The following is a 2,436-nucleotide window of genomic DNA, read 5'->3' on the forward strand; positions in this document are numbered from 1 at the left end:
GATTTAGCATGAACTTATATAAAAAATTTTGAAATGCATCAAAAGATGCTTTCAATACCCACCAATAGGGACCGATAATAAATCTTGTTAATTCGTTCTCTGGGAGGGCAAATGCCAACAATTAGTACCTTTTACGGAATTTTGATTCAAATGTTCTGGAATGATCATGCCCCTCCGCATTTCCACGCTTTATATGCGGAACATGAAGCAATAGTTGATATTCATACCCTCGGCGTAATAGAAGGTCAAATGCCTCGACGTGCGCTGGCTTTAGTACTTGAATGGGCACAAGAACACCGTGCAGAACTTATGGAGGATTGGGAATTATGCTCACGCAATCAGTCACCGAAAAAAATTCGTCCACTGCCTTGAGTCCTGAAATTCGGCCTCTGATGCCTTGGCGCGTTGTTCACGTCAAGGCGCTTGCTGGTTTTAGATTACGCATCACATTTGTTGATGGACTCGAAGGCGAAGTGGATATGAATGCACTTGTGCACTCTCCATCTGCCGGGGTCTTTGCGCAGCTTGCCGATCCAGCTGTCTTTGCGGAAGTTTTCGTTGAACATGGTGCTGTGACATGGCCGGGTGAACTTGATTTAGCGCCTGATGCGATGCACGAAGAAATTAAACGAAACGGACAGTGGGTGTTGTCCTGACAGGAAAGACAAAATGCAGACTCTGGAAAATCATCCGATAAGTAGCATGTCACCATAAGACGTAATATCAATAAATGAAGGACCGGCCAGTCCAATTGTTAACTTCCACGTTTTTTTAGACGCCATCTCGGTTAAAACGCCACCGCAGGAAAATCCTAAAGAAAAAGCGCAGCCGTAGCTGCGCTTTTTCTACTCACGTCATATTAAAATAAATGATCACATCATTTCTGCAACAAACTCGGCAACCAAAGTGAAAACGCCGGCACATACGTAATCAACAACAACGTCACCAGCAAAGCACCATAAAACGGCCAGATCGTACGCATGATCTGCCCCATTCGAATTCCTCCGATAGTGCAGCCGATAATTTGCGCAGCGCCTATCGGCGGAGCATTCAAACCCAGCGAACAGTTAATGAGCAACATCATTCCAAACTGAATCGGCCCCATGCCGAAATGCTGGCAAATCGGCAGGAAAATCGGGGTGCAAATCAGAATGTGTGCGGCCATGTCGAGAAAGGTTCCGAAAATCAGCAACGCGATATTGATCAACAGAAAAATGATGATCGGGTTGTCGCTGATCGTCATCAGCGCGTTGCCGACAATGTCCGCTACGCTGTACAAGCTAATCAGATAACCGAAGGCTGACGAGATGCTGATGAGCATCAGGATCACGCCGGTGGTTTTGACCGATTTGACGGCTGCCTTGAGAAAGTTTTCCCAGTTCAGGCTGCGATAGACAATGGTGGTCAGTATCAACGCGTAGAGCACGGCGACGGCTGCGGACTCGGTTGCTGTGAAGATGCCTGAGGTGATACCGGCGATCACGATGACCATGACCATCAAGCCGGGTATTGCACGTCCCATGCTTTGGAAAGCCGAACGCCATCCCAGGAATTTTTCAGCCGGATAGCCGCGATGACGCGCAACCAGATAAGCCACCAGAAGATTGGCTACGGTCAACAGCAGAGCGGGCATCAGACCGGCCAGAATCAGCGTCGTGATCGACACACCGCCGCCAGCGACCAAGGCGTAAATAATGATGTTGTGCGAGGTCGGCATCAGTACGCCCACGAGTGACGAGTGGGTGGTGACGTTGACGGCGTAGTCGGTATCGTATTTCTCACGCTTCATCATCGGAATCATGATCGATCCCATGGCTGAAATGTCGGCCACGGGGGAACCGGAGACGCCGCCAAAGAGCGTGCAGGCGAGCACGTTGGTCATGCCCAGACCGCCGCGGATATGACCGACGGCGCCACGGGCGGCTTGGATGATGCGGTCGGCAATGCCACCGTACAACATCAATTCACCGGCAAAAATAAAGAAGGGAATCGTGAGAAAGGAAAATACGCTCATGCCAGCCGTCATCCGTTGAAAGATCACGGCGACGGGCAAGCCTTCATACGAAATGGCGGCAATGGCGGAGAGTCCGATGGAAAACGAAATCGGCACGCCAATCATCAGCAGAATCAAAAAACTTAACGCCAGCAACGTCAGTGCCATGAGGGAACCACCTTGGTATGGAAGATCAGAGCACAGATATGTTCGATCGAAAACAGAATGATCAGCACACCCGAGAGGATGAGCGGATAGTAGGTAAAGCCTTGCGAAATGCCGAGGTTAGGAATCATGTAATGGACGATCTGATCAGCCAGCACAAAACCATTCCACAACATCAGCACGGCAAATGCGATCACCATCAGATGGATGAATATTTTCACCCTGCGCTGGAAGTCAGGCTGGATCGATTCGTGCTTGTCCGTGGTACTCGGCATAGA

At 49.6% G+C, this 2,436-nt stretch carries 4 protein-coding genes; 2 read left to right on the forward strand and 2 right to left on the reverse strand.

What is annotated here, in order from left to right; translation table 11 throughout:
* The first annotated feature begins 111 nt into the window (after window positions 1-111).
* Together ACVBEF_RS19945 and ACVBEF_RS19950 are read left to right on the forward strand one after the other, a co-directional pair.
* Window positions 112-372, forward strand: a complete 261-nt coding sequence (locus ACVBEF_RS19945; RefSeq protein ID WP_447125661.1) for a DUF4160 domain-containing protein — start codon at window positions 112-114, stop codon at window positions 370-372.
* Window positions 327-656, forward strand: a complete 330-nt coding sequence (locus tag ACVBEF_RS19950; RefSeq protein ID WP_447125662.1) for a DUF2442 domain-containing protein — start codon at window positions 327-329, stop codon at window positions 654-656. The genes ACVBEF_RS19945 and ACVBEF_RS19950 overlap by 46 nt, the downstream gene beginning before the upstream one ends.
* Before the next feature lie 221 nt (window positions 657-877).
* Here ACVBEF_RS19950 and ACVBEF_RS19955 read toward each other — a convergent pair whose 3' ends face one another.
* Entirely contained in the window at window positions 878-2,161 is a 1,284-nt protein-coding gene (locus tag ACVBEF_RS19955; RefSeq protein WP_447125663.1) for a TRAP transporter large permease, read from the reverse strand.
* Window positions 2,152-2,436, reverse strand: a 285-nt coding sequence (locus ACVBEF_RS19960; RefSeq protein WP_447125664.1) for a TRAP transporter small permease, incomplete at its 5' end; no start/stop codon positions are given. The genes ACVBEF_RS19955 and ACVBEF_RS19960, both read right to left, overlap by 10 nt.

The sequence above is a fragment of the Glaciimonas sp. GG7 genome (assembly GCF_052976905.1).